General features: G+C 66.2%; 17 protein-coding genes and 1 pseudogene. 9 read left to right on the top strand and 9 right to left on the bottom strand.

Annotation, left to right across the window (positions count from 1 at the left end; all coding sequences use genetic code 11):
- Positions 1-2 precede the first annotated feature (2 nt).
- A complete protein-coding gene (locus tag AC5Y4C_RS13220; RefSeq protein ID WP_499912721.1) occupies positions 3-1,250 on the top strand; it encodes an alpha/beta fold hydrolase in 1,248 nt (415 codons plus the stop codon).
- On the opposite strand, the gene AC5Y4C_RS13215 is transcribed toward AC5Y4C_RS13220, so the two are convergent.
- From AC5Y4C_RS13215 to AC5Y4C_RS13200, 4 genes and pseudogenes are all read right to left on the bottom strand, one after another.
- Positions 1,240-2,868, bottom strand: a complete 1,629-nt coding sequence (locus AC5Y4C_RS13215) for an ABC transporter family substrate-binding protein (RefSeq protein WP_499965138.1) — start codon at positions 2,866-2,868, stop codon at positions 1,240-1,242. The genes AC5Y4C_RS13220 and AC5Y4C_RS13215 overlap by 11 nt on opposite strands.
- A gap of 183 nt (positions 2,869-3,051) precedes the next feature.
- Positions 3,052-4,881 (bottom strand): annotated as a pseudogene (locus AC5Y4C_RS13210) (dipeptide ABC transporter ATP-binding protein); the annotation flags it as partial.
- Entirely contained in the window at positions 4,878-5,813 is a 936-nt protein-coding gene (locus AC5Y4C_RS13205; RefSeq protein WP_499912723.1) for an ABC transporter permease, read from the bottom strand. The pseudogene AC5Y4C_RS13210 and the gene AC5Y4C_RS13205, both read right to left, overlap by 4 nt.
- Positions 5,810-6,787: an ABC transporter permease gene (locus AC5Y4C_RS13200; protein WP_499965120.1), complete on the bottom strand. Its 978-nt coding sequence runs from the start codon at positions 6,785-6,787 to the stop codon at positions 5,810-5,812. The genes AC5Y4C_RS13205 and AC5Y4C_RS13200 overlap by 4 nt, the downstream gene beginning before the upstream one ends.
- Positions 6,788-6,979: 192 nt before the next feature.
- On the opposite strand from AC5Y4C_RS13200, the gene AC5Y4C_RS13195 reads away from it, so the two are divergent.
- A complete protein-coding gene (locus tag AC5Y4C_RS13195) occupies positions 6,980-7,471 on the top strand; it encodes a beta-class carbonic anhydrase (protein ID WP_499965118.1) in 492 nt (163 codons plus the stop codon).
- 10 nt (positions 7,472-7,481) lie between these two features.
- Here AC5Y4C_RS13195 and AC5Y4C_RS13190 read toward each other — a convergent pair whose 3' ends face one another.
- Positions 7,482-7,865, bottom strand: coding sequence for a VOC family protein (locus tag AC5Y4C_RS13190; protein WP_499912729.1), 384 nt, complete (start codon positions 7,863-7,865; stop codon positions 7,482-7,484).
- A gap of 61 nt (positions 7,866-7,926) precedes the next feature.
- Between AC5Y4C_RS13190 and AC5Y4C_RS13185 the strand changes: the two genes are divergently transcribed.
- The 7 genes from AC5Y4C_RS13185 (at position 7,927) to AC5Y4C_RS13155 (ending at position 12,843) form a co-directional block, all read left to right on the top strand.
- Positions 7,927-8,454 (top strand): GNAT family N-acetyltransferase, encoded by a 528-nt coding sequence (locus AC5Y4C_RS13185; RefSeq protein ID WP_499965116.1) that lies wholly within the window; start codon positions 7,927-7,929, stop codon positions 8,452-8,454.
- Between the two features lie 2 nt (positions 8,455-8,456).
- Positions 8,457-9,479, top strand: coding sequence for a nitronate monooxygenase (locus AC5Y4C_RS13180; RefSeq protein WP_499965114.1), 1,023 nt, complete (start codon positions 8,457-8,459; stop codon positions 9,477-9,479).
- Positions 9,480-9,481: 2 nt separating this feature from the next.
- Positions 9,482-10,357 carry an LLM class flavin-dependent oxidoreductase gene (locus tag AC5Y4C_RS13175; protein ID WP_499965112.1) on the top strand — a complete coding sequence of 292 codons (876 nt, stop codon included), beginning with the start codon at positions 9,482-9,484 and terminating at the stop codon, positions 10,355-10,357.
- A gap of 28 nt (positions 10,358-10,385) precedes the next feature.
- Complete coding sequence (locus tag AC5Y4C_RS13170) at positions 10,386-10,838, top strand: MarR family winged helix-turn-helix transcriptional regulator (RefSeq protein WP_499912735.1); 453 nt, start codon at positions 10,386-10,388, stop codon at positions 10,836-10,838.
- Complete coding sequence (locus AC5Y4C_RS13165; RefSeq protein ID WP_499965110.1) at positions 10,835-11,650, top strand: ATP-binding cassette domain-containing protein; 816 nt, start codon at positions 10,835-10,837, stop codon at positions 11,648-11,650. The genes AC5Y4C_RS13170 and AC5Y4C_RS13165 overlap by 4 nt, the downstream gene beginning before the upstream one ends.
- A 58-nt stretch (positions 11,651-11,708) precedes the next feature.
- Positions 11,709-12,461: an ABC transporter permease gene (locus tag AC5Y4C_RS13160; protein WP_499912761.1), complete on the top strand. Its 753-nt coding sequence runs from the start codon at positions 11,709-11,711 to the stop codon at positions 12,459-12,461.
- A gap of 67 nt (positions 12,462-12,528) precedes the next feature.
- Positions 12,529-12,843 (top strand): hypothetical protein, encoded by a 315-nt coding sequence (locus AC5Y4C_RS13155; RefSeq protein WP_499912741.1) that lies wholly within the window; start codon positions 12,529-12,531, stop codon positions 12,841-12,843.
- Positions 12,844-12,853: 10 nt separating this feature from the next.
- On the opposite strand, the gene AC5Y4C_RS13150 is transcribed toward AC5Y4C_RS13155, so the two are convergent.
- The 4 genes from AC5Y4C_RS13150 to AC5Y4C_RS13135 all read right to left on the bottom strand — a co-directional run bounded on the left by AC5Y4C_RS13150 (position 12,854) and on the right by AC5Y4C_RS13135 (position 16,622).
- On the bottom strand, positions 12,854-13,381 hold the full coding sequence (locus tag AC5Y4C_RS13150; RefSeq protein ID WP_499965108.1) for a peptidoglycan endopeptidase: 528 nt from the start codon (positions 13,379-13,381) through the stop codon (positions 12,854-12,856).
- 224 nt (positions 13,382-13,605) lie between these two features.
- Positions 13,606-14,127, bottom strand: coding sequence for a DUF4333 domain-containing protein (locus AC5Y4C_RS13145; RefSeq protein WP_499965106.1), 522 nt, complete (start codon positions 14,125-14,127; stop codon positions 13,606-13,608).
- A 16-nt stretch (positions 14,128-14,143) separates the two neighbouring features.
- Complete coding sequence (locus tag AC5Y4C_RS13140) at positions 14,144-15,607, bottom strand: neutral zinc metallopeptidase (RefSeq protein ID WP_499965105.1); 1,464 nt, start codon at positions 15,605-15,607, stop codon at positions 14,144-14,146.
- A gap of 253 nt (positions 15,608-15,860) precedes the next feature.
- Positions 15,861-16,622 carry an Rv3717 family N-acetylmuramoyl-L-alanine amidase gene (locus AC5Y4C_RS13135; protein ID WP_499965103.1) on the bottom strand — a complete coding sequence of 254 codons (762 nt, stop codon included), beginning with the start codon at positions 16,620-16,622 and terminating at the stop codon, positions 15,861-15,863.
- Positions 16,623-16,709 lie beyond the last annotated feature (87 nt).

Raw genomic sequence — 16,709 nt, 5'->3', positions numbered from 1 at the left:
TGATGACGATGAACGCCAAGCGTCGCCGCGCGCACCGGAAGCTGGCGTCATTGCCCGGCGTGCGCTCGGTGCGCCGACCGGTGACGCCGGACGCCGCCGAAGAGTTCGACCTGTACTACGTGCGTAGCGGGCGCAAGTCCGCTCACCCCCTGGTGGTGATCCCGGGCGGGCCCGGTGCGGCGTCAATTGCCCTCTACCGCGGTTTCCGCCGCCGAGCGGCCACGGCCGGCTTGGACGTGATCATGGTCGAGCACCGCGGCGTGGGCATGTCGCGCCACGACGACGCCGGCGCCGACCTTCCTCCGGAGGCGCTGACCATCGAGCAGGTCGTCAACGACATCGTCGCCGTGCTCGACGACGCGCACGTCGACAAGGCGATCCTCTACGGCGCCTCGTACGGCAGCTATGTCGCCGCCGGCGTCGGCGTACGCCATCCGCAGCGGGTACACGCCATGGTCCTCGACTCGCCGGTGCTGTCCGCGGCTGACATCCACGAGGTGCGGGCCGCCATCCGCCGCGTGCTGTGGGAGGGCACCGAGCCGGAGACCGCCAGCTTGGCGCCGAAGGTCCGCCAGCTGGTGACCGACGGCGTGCTCACCCCGGCGGCCGGCCAACTCGTCGCGGCGGCCTACGGGCTCGGCGGACCGGCACTGCTGAATCGCCAGTTCGACCTGCTGCTGCAGGGCCGTTACGCTGTGTGGACGCTGATCGATCGTCTGACCCGGCTGCTGATCGGCCGCAAGGCGCCCTACCGCAACGAACCAGACCTGGTGGACCGCATCGGTTTTCGCGAACTCAACTACGGCGACGTGCCCGACGGCTCGCCGCTGGATCCCGCGGCCGCCTACCGCGAGTTCGCGTTCGACCCGGTCCCTTTCGAGGCCGAACCCTACGACCTGGCGGCCGAGATGCCGGCGTTCGCCTGGCCCACCGTCGTGGTGTCGGGCGGCCGCGACCTCATCACGCCGCCTGCCATCGCCAACCGGATCGTCTCGCTGATTCCCGGCGCGGTATTGGTGAGGCTGCCGACGGCCGGCCACAGCGCGCTGGACAGCCGGGAGCGAGCCGCCCTGCAGATCGCACAAGCCGTGATGCACGATCACGTTCAGTCATTGGCAGACCGTGCCGCCGCGCTGGATGAGCTGCCCACAAGCCCCGCGCTACGCCTGATGGTGGCGGCGATCTCGGTCGCGACGGCCGTCGAGCGCATACTGCCGCGGTTGGTCCCCCGCGCTGCCGTTACTTCATGAAACCGATTGCGGTGTAGTTCAGGTCGCCGAGGCCGGCCGGGCCGAAGTTGGCGAGACTGCTCCGCACGGCGACATTTCCCGGCGACTGCATCAGCGGCAGGCTGAAGCCGATGTCCCAGATCATCACGTCGAGTTCGTTGGCCAGCCGCCGCGCCGCACCGGAATCCAGTTCGGCCAGGGTCTCTTCGATTTTCGCGTCGATCTCCGGGCTGCCGATCTTGCCGTAGTTGCTCTCCCCGTATGACGCATAGATCTGCGTCAGGCTCGCCAGGGGGAATGCGTCGCCTACCCAGCCGAACAGCGCGATGTCGAAGTCGCCGGTGTTGATGTACTTCGAGAAGAAACCACCGCCGCCCTTGGCGTCGATATCCAGCTTCACCCCGATCTGCGCCAGGCTGTTCTGAGCGACTTGGGCGATCTGGCGACCGGAGAGCGCGTCGAACAGAACAAGTCGAATCGACAACGTGCGGCCGTCTTTCTGACGGAAGGGACCGTTGAGTTTCCAGCCCAGATCGTCGAGTTCTCGGCGTGCCTGATCGGGGTTGAAGGCCACCACGTTGCTGTTGTTCTGGTAGCCCTCCTGCCCGGCGACGTAGATGTGATTGTTCAGCGGCTTGGGGTTGTTGACCAGGCCCCGCTGGCTGACGTTGACAATTGCTTGGCGGTCAATGCCTTTCATGATCGCCAGCCGGAGCTTGCGGTCGGCGAGGATCGAACCCGGCGCCCCGTTGAACGTGAAGTGTGTCCAACTGGCACCCGGGGCGCGGCGAATCGAGATTCCCGGCGAACTGCGCGCGCGCATCAGGTCGTCCAACGAGGCCAGTCCGGCCGCGTCGATCGCGTTGTTCTGCAGTGCGGGAATGATCGCCGCCGGGTCCAGGACGGTGTAGGTGATCGAATTCAGCCGCGGTCGCTGGCCCCACCATTTGGTATTGCGCGTTAACACAATTCGCTGCGCCGACCTGTCCACCGTGGTGAAGACGAACGGTCCGGCGGACGGGCCGGGGCCGTCGAGTTGCGCCTTGTTGAACGTCTCCGGGGTCGAGGTCATGCTGCGCGGCAACAGCATTCCGTTGCCCGCGAACATGCCCTTCCAATCCGCGTAGGGCTTGGCGAACGTCATGACAGCCTGCCGGTCGTCGACCCCTCGGGTGACCGACGCGACACGTTCGGCTCCGTTGGGGCTCGCGATCGCGAACGCGGGGTCCTTACCGCTGAGTGCATGGATCTGTGCCGCGATGTCTTCCCAGTTGAGTGGGGATCCGTCCGACCACACCGCTTTCGGGTTGATCGTATAGGTAACCACCTGCGGATTGGTTTTGGTCAGTTCGATGCTGGTGAAGTAGTCGGTGTTGAGCGTGGTGGAGCCATCAGGCTTGATGATGAACGCCCGCGGCAGCGTCGCCTTCATCATCGACGCGGTGTCGGCGCTGTTGCCGTCGATGTGGAGGATGTTCCAGTTGACAGGGAACTCGCTCAGCGACAGCCGCAGCGTTCCGCCGTCGATCAGGCTGGTCGGGTTCTGCTGGTTGATGTCGTTGGTGGTGCCCAGCTCGGCGGCCCCGGTTCCGGTGGTGCCGTGGCGATCGCCACCCAGCCTGGTAGCCAGCACCCCGATTACCACCAGCGCGACGATCACCGCCAGTGTCGCAACGATTTTCACCGCTGATTTGCCTACGCCTTGTTCGGGCGGTGGTGGTGGCGGAGGTTGTTGCGGCGGTCTCGCCGAGGGAGGCGGTGGCGGTGGCGTGTCCGCGCCGCGCTGCGTCGGCGGCTCGGCATCGGACGAACCGGCGACGTCCGGCGGCGGTTGCGGTACGGCCTTGAGAAGCCGCTTGGTGTAGTCATGTTGCGGATCGCTCAGCACGCGGTCGGTGTCGCCTTGCTCCACGACAGTGCCCTTGTACATCACCGCGACGTCGTGGGCCAAATGCTTGACCACAGACAAGTCGTGCGACACGAACAGGTATGAAAGACCGAACTGCTCTTGGAGATCCAGCAGGAGGTTGATGATTCCGGCCTGGATCGAGACGTCCAGCGCTGAGACCGGTTCGTCGAGGGCCAGGACCTTCGGCTGCAGGGCCAGTGCCCTCGCGATGCCGATGCGCTGCTTTTGGCCGCCGGAGAACTCGGCCGGATACCGCGGCGCGTCGGCGCGGCGCAGCCCGACGATGTCCAGCAGCTCGCCCACGCGTTGGTCGGCGCGCTTCTTGTCAAAACCGTTGGCCAGCAAGGGCTCTGCGATCACATCGGACACCGGTAACCGGGGATCCAGCGACGCGACCGGATCCTGGAACACCACCTGTACGTCGCTGCGCAGCGCGCGTCGGCTTCGAGCGTCCAGGGTGGCGACGTCGGAGCCCAGCACCTCGATGGAGCCGGCCTGCGGTGGCGCCAGCTCGAGGATCTGGTGCAGCGTCGTGGATTTGCCCGAACCCGACTCGCCGACGATTCCCAGCGTGCGGCCTTCGCGCAGTTCGAAGCTGACGCCGTCGACCGCCCTGACCTCGCCGACCTGGCGCCGAAACACCACACCCTTGGTCAGCCGATAGGTTCTCACCAGATCGCGTACCCGCACCACCACCGTCTCGTGGCCCGACTCGACGCGCGGTGGCGGCGCGGTGGGCACCCCGTAGATCTCGGCGGCGCTGCGGCCGGCGACGTGTTCGGTCCTGATGCACGCAGCGCGATGTGCGGGCCCCACCGTGACGAGTTCCGGCTCGGCGGTAAGGCATTCGTCGATCGCGAGCGGACAGCGCGGCGCGAAGGGGCAAGCGTCAGCCACGGGCATCGCCAGGGAGGGCGGGCTGCCGGGAATCGGGACCAGCCGCGCGCCGCGCGACGCGTCGAGTCGCGGCACCGAGCCGAGCAGCCCGGCGGTGTACGGCATCCGCCGGTCACCGTAGAGCGTGTCGACGTCGGCCACCTCCACCGCGCGGCCGGCGTACATCACCAGCGCACGGTCGGCGAATTCGGCGACCACACCGAGGTCGTGGGTGATGATCACCACCCCGGCGCCGGTCACATCGCGCGCGGTTTTGAGTACGTCGAGAATCTGCGCCTGCACAGTCACGTCCAGCGCAGTGGTGGGCTCGTCGCAGATCAACAGATCGGGATCGTTGGCGATCGCGATCGCAATCACCACGCGCTGCCGCTCGCCCCCTGACAACTCGTGCGGAAACGCCCGAATCCGCCGGTGCGGTTGGCGGATGCCGACGAGGTCGAGCAGCTCGACCGCTCGCTCGCGGGCTGCGCGGCGGGTGACGCCCGGCTGGTGGATCTGAATCGCCTCGGCGACCTGATCGCCGACGGTGTAGACCGGTGTCAGCGCAGACATGGGGTCCTGGAACACCGTGCCGATCGATTTGCCGCGAATGCGCGAGATCTTCTTGTCGGGCATGCCGAGCAGTTCGTCGCCGCGCAGCCGCACCGAGCCCGACACCTCTGCGTACTCGGGCAGCAAGCCGATGACCGCCATGGCCGAAGCAGACTTCCCGGAACCTGATTCGCCGACGATCGCCACCACTTCGCCGGCTCCGACGGAATAGCTCAGGCCGCGGACGGCCGCGACCGTGTCGGTGTCGGTGGGGAAGCTGACGCGCAGGTCGGCGATTTCCAGCAGCGGGCTCATGCGCGCGGTCTCCGGCGCGCGGGCGTCCGTCGCCGTCGCAGCGTGCCGCTGCTGGGATCCAGCGCGTCGCGCAGTCCGTCGCCGATGAGGATGGCGCAGAACAGGATCACCACCAGCACGCCTGCGGGGAACAAGAACACCCACGGGAACGTGGTCGCGGAACTGGTGCCGTCGGCGATCAGCGTGCCCAGCGACACGTCGGGTGGCTGAACGCCGAATCCCAGGTAACTGAGCCCGGTTTCGGCCAGAATCATCAGCCCGACGTTGAGCGCGGTGTCGATGATCAGGATCGACGCGACATTCGGAAGGATGTGGCGGACGATGATGCGCCGGTTCGGCACACCCATATACCTTGCCGCAGCGACGAATTCGCGCTGGCGCAGGCTCATGGTCAGGCCGCGTACCATCCGTGAGCTGATCATCCAGCTGAAGACGGCCAGCAGCAGGATGAGCCAGAAGACGGTGCCGGATTGCTTGGTGCGCGGCGTGACGATCGCGATCAGAATCAATGACGGCACCACGAGCAGCAGGTCGACGACGAACATCAGCACGGCGTCGCGCCAGCCGCCGAAAAACCCACTGATCGTGCCGACAGTCGCGGCGATCGTCGCGGAGATGACCGCTACACAGACGCCGATCAGCATCGACTTCTGCATGCCTCGCAAGGTCTGCGCCAAGATGTCCTGGCCCAGCGAGTTGGTGCCGAAGGGGTGGTCCGGCGAGGGCGGCTCTTGCAGCGCCGAGTAGTCCAGATCGGTGTAGCCGTGCGGCAATAGTGGCGGCAGCGCATAACAGGCGACGAACAACATCACCAGCAGGATGAACGCCACCACCGCGGCTTCGTTGCGCAGGAACCGTCGCAGCACCAGTGCGCGCCGCGACACGAATTCGGTTGACTCCACGCTTTTTTGGACGACCTGCGGCTGGGTCATGTCACCCGCACCCTCGGATCCAGCAGCGCGTAGATGACGTCGGAGAGCAACCCGGCCATCAGAACCATCGCAGCGGCGAACAGCGTCACCGCGACCACGATATTGGTGTCCTGGGTCGAGATGCCCTGCACCACCCACTCGCCGATGCCGTGCCAGCCGAAGATCTTCTCGACGAACACCGCGCCGCCGACCAGACCGCTGATGCTGAACGCGAACAGCGTGGCCATCGGTATCAGCGCCGTGCGCAGCCCATGCTTGAACAGCGCGCGCCGCCGTGTCAGCCCCTTGGCGCGGGCGGTCCGGATGAAATCCTGGCCGAGCACGTCGAGCATCGCGTTGCGCTGGTATCTGCTGTAGCCGGCCATCGAGACCAGTGCCAGCGTCAGCGTCGGCAGCACCAGATGCTGCAACCTGTCGACCAGCTCAGCCCACCAGCCGCCATGCCCGCCCGCCGAAAGCTCTCCGGTGTACTCGAACAGTTGCACGCCGAACAACGAATTGATCCGGAGGGCCCCCAGAATCAGCAGATTTGCCATGACGAAGGTCGGGACGCTGAGGACCAGCAGCGACAATGCGGTGATCACGCGATCGCTCAGCCGGTACTGGCGAATTGCGCCCCACGCTCCGATGACCACGCCGACGACGGTGCCGATCACCATGCCTGTCACCACGAGGCGCAGGCTGATTCCGATCCGCCGCCACAGCTCTTCGGAGACGGGTTGACCACCGACAGTCGTGCCGAAATCGCCGCGCACCGCCCCCGACACCCACTTGCCGTAGCGCACCGGTATCGGCTTGTCGAGATCCAGTTCGGCCGCTTTCGCGTCGATGACCGACTGCGGCGGTCGCGGATTGCGCTGAAGAAGGCTGTCGAGCGGATGGAAGGTCACCGACGTGAGGCTGAACGTCAGAAACGACGCGAACACAAGCAGCACCACGTGCTTGAGCAGCCGACGGGTCAGGAAGCCGATCATCCCGCCCTGCCGCCCGCGCGCATGCGGCCAATGTAGGAGATGAGCCCACCGGCGCGCCGCTTATCGGCTATTCGGCGGTTCGCAAGCGCCAGTTTGTACCAAGAATCTGGCTGATCATGACCGCCCGATGAAAGCTCCGCCGTTGGTAGCATCGGCCTGCCATCGGTTGCCCGCCGCATCCTGGAGGTCCCCATGAGCGTGACCGACGAGTATCTGGCCAACAACGCCGAGTACGCCAGGAACTTCAAGGGTCCGCTACCCCTGCCGCCGAGCAAGCACGTCGCGGTGGTCGCGTGCATGGACGCCCGCCTGGACGTGTATCGGATCCTCGGCCTCAACGAGGGCGAGGCGCACGTGATCCGTAACGCCGGCGGCGTGGTCACCGACGACGAGATCCGGTCGCTGGCCATCAGCCAACGACTGCTCGGCACCACGGAGATCATCCTGATCCACCACACCGATTGCGGCATGCTGACTTTCACCGACGACGACTTCAAACGGTCGATCCAGGACGAGACCGGCATCAAACCGGAATGGGCGGCAGAGGCGTTCAGCGACCTCGAAGAGGATGTGCGTCAGTCCATCCGCCGCATCGAGGCCAGCCCCTTCGTCACCAAACACGAGTCGCTGCGCGGGTTCGTCTTCGACGTCGCGACCGGAAAACTGAACGAGGTCACACTCTAGTCAGCGGTAGTCAGGCGCCCGAACCGTAAGGCCTGGTGATGATCTCGAGGAAATGACCGGCTGGATCGCGGAAGTACACGCCGCGGCCGCCGTCGTTGTGGTTGATCTGCCCAGGCCGGGCGCCCCGCGGATCGGCCCAGTGCTCCAGGCCCCGCTCGCGGATGCGGCCGTAGATGGCGTCGAAGTCGTCTTCTGAGACCAGAAATGCGTAGTGCTGCGGGCGAATGTCCCCGTCGGTGTCGGCGTAGTCCAAAGTGGCGCCATGGTCGAGCTGGACCGCGAGGAAGTGGCCGAACGGCCTGGGCTCCGGCAAGCCGAACAATTCGGTGAAGAACCGAGCCGACACGTTCTTGTCGTGTGCGGCGACGATGGTGTGGTTGAACGCGATAGACATAGTAGGACCAGTCAACCAGCCGGTCGCGGCCGGCAAAAGGGCGCGAATACAGTATCGGAGCATGGCCCCCGTCGTTTCCGGCCCGCGCGTTCTCTTGCGCGAACCGAGGGCGGAAGACGCGGAGGAGTTGTTCTCGGCGATCACCTCCGACCCGGCGGTCACGAAGTTTCTGTCATGGTCGCCGCACCGTGATGTGGAGGAGACGCGTCGGGTGATCACCCAGCTGTTCAACCAGGGCGACGACCACACCTGGCTGGTTGTGCTGCGTGAGTCGGGGCAGGTGATAGGTCAGTTCGGCTACCGGCGGTTGCGGGGCCGCACCGTCGAAATGGGCTATTGCCTGGCCGCCCAGTGGTGGGGGCAGGGGCTGATGGCCGAAGCAATCGAGCTGGGTCTGGTTGAGATGCAGCGCGATCCGGAGGTGGCGTCGGTGACGGCGGCCTGCCACGTCGACAACGAGCGGTCAGCCCGGCTACTCGAGAAGTGCGGCTTCGTGCTGCAAGCCCGGGTGTCCGACCACACCGTCTTTCCGAACCTAGCGCCCGGACCGCAGGACTGCCTGCTGTACTCGCGGCAGATTGCGAGGTAGCGATGAGTATTTTCCAGTTCGCCGATCTGCCTGTACCGGTGATCGCCGCGCCGATGGCGGGCGGCCCGTCGACACCGCAATTGGCGGCCGCCGCCACGGACGCGGGCGGGCTCGGTTTTGTCGCCGGCGGATACCTGTCGGTCGACGACTTCGCCGACCGCCTCGCCGCCGCCCGTAAAATGACGACCGGCCCGGTGGGCGCGAACGTGTTTGTGCCGCAAGACAATACAGCTGATAGCGCTGAGCTCGACCGGTATGCCGAGGCGCTCGCCGGCGAGGCGGAGCGCTACGGCGCAGAGCTGGGTGAAGCGCGCTACGACGACGACAAGTGGGCGCCGAAGCTGGACATGCTGCTGGATGTGCGGCCGGAGATCGTGTCGTTCACGTTCGACGTGCCCAGCACAGAGGACATCCGCAGATTGGCCGGGGCCGGTATCACCACCGCGGCGACGGTGACCACTGCGGCGGAGGCTGAACGTGCGGTGTCGCGCGGTGTCGATGCGCTCGTCGTGCAGGGTCCGGCCGCGGGCGGTCACCGCGGCACGTATGACCCTGCGGCCATCCCGGCCGCGCAGCCATTGTCTGAGCTTCTCGCCGATGTCCTCTCGCGCGTGGCGGTTCCGGTGGTGGCGGCTGGCGGACTGATGACCGCTGACGACGTCGCCGCGGTGCTGCGGGCGGGTGCGGTCGCCGCTCAACTGGGCACGGCGTTCCTGCTGTCCGATGAGGCCGGCAGCAGCCCGGTGCACCGCGCGGCGCTGCAGGACGCACAATTCACGGAAACGGCTGTGACAAAGGCGTTTTCGGGTAGGTATGCCCGGGGTCTGCGGAACCGCTTCATCGACGAGCACGACGCGCAGGCCCCGCTGGCCTATCCGCACGTCCACTATCTGACCAGTCCGGTGCGGGCGGCTGCTGTGCGGGCCGGTGACCCGCACGGCGTCAACGTTTGGGCGGGAACGGGATTCAAGAAGACCAAGGCCGCGCCGGTGGCGGCCATCATGGGAGAACTGGCGTGCAAATAGGCATGACCATGCCGGTGATGGAGCCGGATCTGGACCACGCGACGCTGCGGGCGTGGGCGCGTGCGATCGACGAAGGCCCTTTTGCCTCAGCGTGTTTTGGTGAGCGCATCGCGTTCGACAACCCCGACACGCTGACGTTGCTGGGAGCTCTCGCGGCGTGGACCGACCGGGTGCAGTTGGTGACGACGGTCGTCGTGCCCCAGCTGCACGATCCGGTCATGCTCGCCAAGGCGCTGGCCACCGGCGACATGCTCAGCGGCGGCCGGCTGACCGTCGGGTTAGGCGTGGGCGGCCGCCACGAGGACTACCGCGCGGTCGGCGCCGACCCCGCCACCCAGACGATGCGCGACATGGCACAACGGGCGCTTGTGATGAAGCGTGTGTGGGCGGGCGAGCGGCTCACCGAGTCAGTGTGTCCGGTCGGTCCACCGCCGGTCCAGCGCGGCGGGCCGCCACTGCTGGTGGGCACTATGGGCCTGAAAACCGTTCGGAGCGCGGCGAAATGGGCAGATGGGCTGGCGGGCACGACGCTTGACCTCGACGTCGGCAAGGTGGGCTCGTTGTTCGACGTCGCTCGAACGGCGTGGGCCGCAGAAGGCAAACCGCCGCCGCGACTGACGACGTCGTTCTGGTTTGCGCTCGGGCCGGGCGCGCGCGAGCAGGTGCACCGGCACTTGCGCCGCTACATGAACTGGATCCCCGCCCAGCACGTCCACGCGATGGCGCCGTTCACGGGGTTCGCCGGAAGACAAGACGAATTACTTGCAGTCTTGCGTGCCTTCGCTGACATCGGCACCGACGAAGTGCACCTGATTCCGACGAGCAAGGACATCGGCCAGCTACGCGATGCCGCCGAGGTGGCCGCGCAGGTGAAATAGCTCTGTAACAGAGGTACCGTGGGATGTCATGCGGACCACCACCGACCTCGTCACGGACGTGTTCGCTGTCGTCGGACGCTTCCGCCGGCAGCTGCGGCGGTCCGCGGGACGGGGCTTCGACACCACCGGGTTGACGGAATCGCAGGCAGAGCTGTTGCGGCTGGTCGGCAGGCGTCCGGACATCTCGATCCGGGAAGCCGCCGCGGAGCTGGGATTGGTGCCCAACACCGCCTCCACATTGGTGTCCAAGCTGGCCTCCGACGGGCTGATCACCCGCACGGTCGACGCCGGCGACCGCCGCGTGGCCCGGCTGCGGCTCACCGAGTCGGCGCAGCACATCGCCGACGCGTCGCGGGCCGCGGGGCGGGCTGCACTTGCCGAGGTGCTCGACGACCTCGACGACGACCAGCTTGCCGCGCTGACGCGAGGGCTGTCGGTGCTGGCCGAGATCACCCGACGACTGCAGGAGAAGCAGACATGAGTGCCGCCGAGTTGGCCGTCGACTGCCGGAATCTGACGCACCGGTACGGCGACTTCACCGCAGTCGACGACTTCACGTTGCAAGTGAGGCCGGGGGAGACCATGGGGCTTCTCGGTCCCAACGGTGCCGGCAAGACCACGGTGGTGCGTGTCCTCACCACGCTCACGCCGCCGCAAGCCGGTCAGGTATTCATCTTCGGCCTTGACAGCCGCCGACAGACCATGGACGTCCGCTACAACATCGGCTATGTGCCGCAACAACTTTCAATAGAGCCGGCCCTCACCGGGCGGCAGAATGTGGAGTGGTTCGCCAGGCTGTACGACGTGCCGCGACGGCAGCGGGCCGAGCGCGTGGACCAGGCGCTCGAGGCGATGAACCTGCTCGACGTCGCAGACGAGGTCGCCACCACCTATTCCGGCGGAATGGTCCGGCGGCTCGAGCTGGCGCAGGCACTGGTGAACCGGCCGTCGCTGCTGATCCTGGACGAACCGACCGTCGGCCTGGATCCGATTGCCCGCGACGGTGTTTGGACACATGTCGCCGACATGCAGGCCGATTTCGGCATGACCGTGCTGCTGACCACGCACTACATGGAAGAGGCGGACGCACTGTGTGACCGCGTTGCGCTGATGCACCACGGCAAGCTTCAGGCCGTCGGCACGCCGGAGCAGCTGAAGGCGAGCGTGTCACGCAACGCCACCCTCGAAGACGTATTCCGCCACTATGCGGGCTCCGATCTGGGCGACGAGACGTCACGGACCGGTCTGCGCGACATCCGTTCCAGCAGAAGGATTGCGCGCCGTGTCAGTTGAACCCCGAGCCGAGGCCGGGATCGTCCGCGCACCACGAGGCTGGCGACGGGTGCAGGGGATGTTCGTCCGGATCGGCACGTTCTCACTCGTCGAGCTCCAGAAGCTGGCACACGACCGTGCCGAGCTGGTCACGCGCATGGTGCAGCCCGCGTTGTGGTTGCTGATCTTCGGGCAGACGTTCTCGCGCCTGCACGTCATCGACACCGGCGGAGTGCCGTATCTGGCGTTTCTGGCGCCCGGCATCATCGCCCAGTCGGCGTTGTTCATCTCGATCTTCTACGGGATCCAAATCATCTGGGACCGCGACGCAGGCATCCTCGCCAAGTTGATGGTGACGCCGGCGCCGTCGTCGGCGTTGATCACCGGCAAGGCGTTCGCAGCGGGCGTGCGGTCGGTGGCTCAAGTGGTCGGGGTGCTGCTGCTGGCGTACCTGATGGGCGTGCACCTGACCACGAATCCGCTGCGGGTCGTCGCCGCAATGGCTGTGGTGGTGCTGGGCTCGGGGTTCTTCGCGTGCTTGTCGATGACGTTGGCCGGGCTGGTGCGCAACCGGGATCGGCTGATGGGTATCGGCCAGGCGATCACGATGCCGCTGTTTTTCGCCTCGAATGCGCTGTATCCGGTGGACGTGATGCCGCACTGGCTGCGGTGGCTATCGGCGGTGAACCCGTTGAGCTACGAGGTGAACGTGTTGCGCAGCCTGTTGATCGGCACGCCGTCGAATTGGCTGCTCGACATGGCAGTGTTATTTGTCGCAGCGGTCGCGGGCATCGTGGCGGCCTCGGCGCTGCTGCGGCGACTGGTGCGCTGAGCACTCGCGCTTCGCCGCAACTATGGGCACAATGTCTCCGGGAACTCGACGAGGGGCGGGATTGACCATGCGGCGTTCGATGCGAGTGCTGGCCTATGCAGCGGCGGCCGGGGCGGTCGTTGCGATTCCGATCGGCATCCAGGCTGCCCCCTCCCAGACACTTGCCGACTGTGGCGGCATCAACATGTCGGTTCTGGCCGAGGGTGTGCCGGTGGACATGTGCCCGGCGCCGGTGGCGCCGCCCCCCACCAGCGGGGGTGCACCCACGCAGCAGCTCCTCACCGCGTGCGGCGGCATCCCGGGATGCCTGTCGAACGCGCTGTACGGACCCGGCAGAGTCGTCGTCCCGAGCCCTAATACGAGGGTTCAGCAGAGCCAGTAGTCGCGCGTCGTCAGGCGTCGGCGGCCGGAGGCTCAACAGGCGGGGGCTCAGCGGGCGGTGCGTCAGCAGGCGGTGCCTCTTCCGGCGCGCCTTCGGGGGCCGGCGAGGTGACCACGTCAGCGGCTAGTTGCACCATGTCCGGCTGCGGCGCGTCTTGTGCGGGTGCCTGGTCCTCGACTGGGGCCAGCGCTTCCGCCGGCAGATACATGTGGTGGGTGAACTGCGGCTGGTATGCGCCCGGGCCACCGAGCCTCACCCCGCCGCGCTCGCCGGACGACACGGATGTGCCATCAGGCAGCGTCACCGCGGTGTGGTAGCTGTTCCAGCCGATCACCAGTGCCCCGGGCTGCGTTCCATGTTGAAAACCTCGGGCGAGCAGGGCGCTTTCTTCATTCTGCGTGGTGAACCGGTTGCCGAATGCGGGCCTGCCGGTCGCCACGTTGCTCACCCACGACGCCAGGCCGGAACAGTCCGTACCGGCGGGCGAATCGCCGCCGGAGACGTACGGCGTGCCCGATACCTGGGTAATCAGGGTCATCAACGTTGCTAAAGCAAACACGCGGCGGGACGTTAACAGAGCGGTTTCTGAGCCGCCAAAAATTGTGAACCCCTTCACAATACGCAGTCGATATAGCCTGGTTCACGAAGAGAAGCGTTGGCTCTTTTGCCAATTTGCGCTTCGGCCGCAGTCTATGTCATGAGAAATGTTCGGAGGGAACATATTTCGCTAGGTACGAGACGAAAACACTTGTGCTGCAACGATTATCGCGGTCTGTCGACCTCATATGTTCCGTCTTCGTCGACGAACAACACGGCCACCCGGTGCCTGCTACCGTCGACCGTCACATCGCAGAAGAAGGTTTCACCTTTCTTGACCGCAGGGTTGTCGCCGTTGTTGCAGCGGACGCCGGTGACGTCTCTGAGGCCGTAACCGTTCGTCGGGTCGGTGAGCACTTGCCGGACGCCGTTCTCCGCTGATGTGACATCGAGTTCTTTGCGATGCGTCACACCCAGCGCCCACAGGACCGCAGCGACAACAGCTACGGCCAGCACCACGCCGACAACGACGCCGACAGCAACAAGCGCACCGTTGGATTTCTTGCGCGGGGCGGTCGAGACAGCGGGCGGCGTGGCGTAAGGCGGCTGCGGATAGTACTGCGGTGCCGGCGGCCGGTCGTGGCGTACCTGCTGCCACCACGGGATCTCCGCCTGTCCGCCCTGCGGCTGACGCTGCGGGTCGGGCCGTCGGGACCACGGACGCGCGGGCTCGGAAGGTCTGCTCATCGCGCGTCGTCCTGTGTCATGGGAATCGCTGATAGCACTGGTTCTCGTCGCCGACGAGACCGGACCGGTAGGCGAGAATCCTTGTGAACCCGGCCGGCACGGTACTGCCGTTGGTGTCGCTTGCGACGAGACCGTTGGTCAGCAGACCGGAGATCGCTTCGTCGACGTCGCCGGCAGTCAGCACCAGCGTCTTTCCCGAGGGCACGCCGACCGGTTCGGCCATCCTGCGTTGCGCCACACCGGTCAGGCACGCGGTTCGCAACGCCGCCGTCGGCGAGTCGAGCGGCATCGCTTTCTCATGTTGCAGCGCAAGCGTGTATCGCGACGTGACGACTGAAATCGCGGTGTTGTCGCCTTGCAACAAAACCAACTGTGATTCGTCGGCGGGCGCCCCCATGTCTTGCAGTGCCGGCATGTCGACGTTGATGGTGTTGGTGCCTGGGCAGTAGGACGCCGGCGCCGATTTTCTCGCGTCAGAACAGCGTTGCGAATCGGTATGCAGGGTGGGTGGATTAATGGGATGGAACACCTCGCCGAGAACCTCCATCAGCGTCGAAAGGGTGTCGGTGTCGACGCGCACCTCGCCGGTCTGGACATTGCCTGCCGGGTCGACCTCCAGGGATGTCGGCAGATCACCGCGCCGCTGCGTGATTTCATCCATGTCGATCTTGGCGCACGCGGCGGCACCGGTGTCGAAACCGACTTGAAAGGCGCTGACGCGGTCCATCGCCGAGCCGTGCGGATCGGCGTTCGAGTCCTCGACCGTCATCACCGGATCTCTCAGTTCGATGGCCCCGGCCAGCACATGGTCGAGTCCGTCGGTGGTACTCAGCGTGAATCGGGGCGACTTCCCTTCGGCGACCCAGCGCACGTAGGCCCCGGAGAAGCAGTCGGCCTGTTGCTCGGCGACGAGGCCGGGCGTGCTGGGATTGACGGTTCTTGCCATCTGCTGCACGGCGTGCCCGTATTCGTGAGCCAGCACCGCGTTCACCGACATCACGCCGAAGTACTTGGTGGCCAACGGCATCAGGCGGCCACGGTCCCATGCCATCAGGTCTTCGGGCGCACAGTAGAACCCGTTGACCAACTTGTAGGTGGGCGCTCCGCACGCCGACGGGCTTCTGGGGTCGGACGCGTCGTAGGACAGCATCGTCGACACCGGTCTGAAGCTGCCTCGCAGTGACTCCGAGTAGTTCTTCTGCCAGAAGTCCTCGATGTCGTTGAGCGCCAGCAACGCCAAGCGGTCGACTTGGCCGCCGTCCGTGTTCTCCACGGTGCCGGAAGGCTGGGGGGCGTTCGAACGGGCGCCGCTGGGTCCATTGGTGGCGGGAAGGCCGCCGACGCGGTTCGGATCCCAGAGCATCGACAAGGGCCGGCCGTGCACGACGGTGGCACTGCACCCGGTGACGAGCAGGACCGCACAGGCGGCACTGAGTACGGCTCTGGCGAGGGCCGTTCGACGCTGCGTCACAGGGCACACCTCCCGTCAACGCCCAGGCGGGCTCAACGCTAAAACAACGGCGATCGGCGTGGGGCGGGAATAACACTCACTCATCGGATGTGCATCGGTAATTAGGGGGATGGTCAGCCCGCGCTGGCCCACGGCGAAGCACGATGCCGACGGCTGGGTGGAGGTTGCGCCGGTCGCGCGAAATCGTCGGCCAGGTAACAGACTGTGCGGCAACAGAACTCGGCGTTACGGAACACTGCGCGGCATGGCCTCCGCCACTACGTCAGGCAGTAGGCGTTTTGCTTGTCAGGTAGGCGACCACACCCCGTGTCACCGCAGCGGCGTACTTGGCGCGTCCGTCTGCGGACTCCATCAGTGCGGCCTCATCGCTGTTTCTCATGTTGCCCAACTCCACCAAGACGGCCGGATAGTCGGCCAGATTCAAACCGGCGAGATCGGCACGGCCGTACAGGCCGTTGGAGCCGAGGTACGTCGACGGGGTCAGTCCGTCGAAGGACAGTGCGTCGCGCATGGCTATGGCCAGCGGCATCGCCGGACCCGCCTGCGCGGCGTTGAGCGGAGGACTCGAGTAGTTGACGTGGAACCCTCGGCCCGACGGCGGTCCGCCGTCGGCATGGATGCTGACGATGGCGTCCGGGCGCATGGCATTGGCGGCCGCAGCGCGCTGGTCGACACACGGACCGGAGGAGTCGTCGTCGGCGCGGGACAGCTGAGTGCGCACGCCCAGACGATCCAGGGAATCGCGGACCCGGGACGCCACATCCCAGGTGAAGCTGTGTTCCGGATAGCCGTCGTTGGTCGACGTGCCGGTGGTCTGGCAGTCCTTGGTTCCCCCACGGCCGTTGGGAACTTGTCTGGTTATCGACGAGTCGTTGGCACCGCTGTGACCGGGATCGAGGAACACCGCCATTCCGGCGAGATTCGAAACGGCCGACGCGCGGGGGCCGTTCAGTTGGCCAGCGACCCAGCACAGCAGTGCGCCGACGAGTACGACAGTGGCTGTTCGCACGACCGCAAGACGCATCCCGGACAGCGTAACAACGCCGTACGGGATTCGACCGCGGCAAATTGTGTGGTCCGCAGCCGACTTAAAGCGTTGAACCTTCACCAA

Source organism: Mycobacterium sp. NGS35 (assembly GCF_059812855.1).
This window is presented reverse-complemented; position numbering and strand designations above follow the sequence as displayed.